This window comes from Escherichia sp. MOD1-EC5495, assembly GCF_002965965.1.
Classification (GTDB): domain Bacteria; phylum Pseudomonadota; class Gammaproteobacteria; order Enterobacterales; family Enterobacteriaceae; genus Escherichia; species Escherichia ruysiae.
This window is the reverse complement of record NZ_PTRI01000050.1, coordinates 1-1,917: the sequence shown is the minus strand read 5'-3', so window position 1 is coordinate 1,917 and position 1,917 is coordinate 1. Positions and strand designations below refer to the sequence as shown.

Sequence of the window (1,917 nt, the reverse complement as noted above, 5' to 3'; positions counted from 1 at the left end):
CGGTTATCTGGCCTTTGAAAAAATCCAGGTAACCTTCCGCATCATCGCTCGCCCGGCCGACAGCCTCCACGAATGCCGATTTGCCAACGGTGTTCACACTGCGAACGTAAAAATAATAATCATGACCCGGCTTAATATTGATACTGGCAGCTATCCAGTACAGCGCCGTGCCAAGATAGCTGGCTGTGGTTTCAACCTGCCTGATATCCGCAATCCGCTTTTCCGAGAACCAGAACTCAAACTGTACCGTCGGATCATAAACGGCAAGATGCGGCGTGGCGGTTATCTGAAAATAGCCCGGCGTCAGCTCAATCTGCGACGGTGCTGCCGGAGCGGCAATCCGGAACGATACCGACGCCGGATCGCCCTGCTGCCCCCAGGCATTTGCCGCCCGGACCGTCAGTCTGTAGTTTCCCAGCGCCAGTTGCCTGAAGCGGTATGTGGTTTCCGTCGTCCGGGCCGTGCTGACCAGCCGCTCACTGCCGTCATCCGCTGCCACGGTCAGGCGAAGCATAAAGCTCACGCCCTTCACCACCTTCGGCGTATCCCAGCGCGCCAGCACCTGGTATTCCCCGCTGTCTGCGGTGACTTCGGCGGTCAGGTGCTGCACCGCTGGCGGCGTGACACCATTCACCGTGCCGCTCTGGTCGCCGTCAAAGTGCGCCCCGTTATCCACGATGGCTTCTTTTTCCGGTACATGCTGCACGGCAGTGATGGCATACGTGCCGTCATCGTTCTCACGGATACTCACACAGCGGAACAGGCGCTGGCGCAGCGTCGGCAGCTTCAGCCCCCATACGCTGTATTCGGCAACACCGTCAGGAACACGGCTCACTTTTACCTTCACGCCGTCGGTGACGGACTGAACCTCCACGCTGACCGGATTGCCACTTCCGTCAACCAGGCTTATCAGCGTGGTACCGGAGGATGGCAGCGTGATTTCACGGTCGAGCGTCAGCGTCCGGGTCTGGCTGTTCACCGCCAGCACGCGACCACCGATGCTGATACCGGCATAGTCATCATCACAGATTTCAATGACATCGCCCGGTACATGGCGAAGCCCTTCGGCACCCACGCTGAAGTCCACGGTCTGCGTTTCCAGCAGTTCCGTTTTAATCAGCCACAGCCCGGCGCGGTGCGCCTGCCCCCGGCTGGTACAGCCAAAGGCATCCATCTTCGTGACGTTACGACCGTAACGGAGAATGGCCTGCGTATCTTCAACAAGCTCTGTCGCCGTCTCCCAGCCGTTATCCGGGTCAATCCAGTTCACCTCAACGGCATTATGGCGGTCCTTCAGGGCGCTGAAGCTGTAGCGGAACGGCGCGCCATCATCCGGCATCACCACATTACTGTGGTTATAGGTCCACACCTTATCCGACGGTCGGTCCTGCACGAACGTCAGCGTCTGCCCGTTCCATACCAGCATACAGCGCATCGCCGAACAGAAATCACTGAGCACATCCCACGCCTTACGCTGTGTGGTCAGGTAAGCGTTACAGGTGATGCGCGGCTCCGTGCCACCAAAGCCATCCGGCACTGACTGATCGCAATACTGGCCGATGACATACAGCGCCCATTTGTCCACATCCGCCGCACCAAGACGTTTCCCCATGCCGTAGCGCGGGTGGGTCAGCATATCCCACAGACACCAGGCCATGTTGTTGCTGTATGCCGGTTTAAACGTCCCGTCCCAGATACCGCTGTATTGCCGCGTCTGCGGGTTATAGTTCGATGGCACCTGCAGAATGCGCCCGCGAAGATGATAATTACGGCTCACCTGCTGGCTGCCGAACTGTTCCGAGTCCACCTGCACGCCGACCAGTGCCGTGTTCGGGTAGCACTGTTTCACATCGATGATTTCAGTGTATGACGACCAGAGCGTTTTGTTCTGCAGCTGGTCTGTGGTGCTGTCCGGCG

Annotated in this window: 1 protein-coding gene; it reads right to left on the bottom strand. The window is 58.6% G+C overall.

Translation table 11 applies throughout. The features are described from left to right. Window positions 1-1,917 (bottom strand): TipJ family phage tail tip protein (locus BEG40_RS21475; protein ID WP_198600214.1); only part of this gene is annotated, 1,917 nt, incomplete at both ends.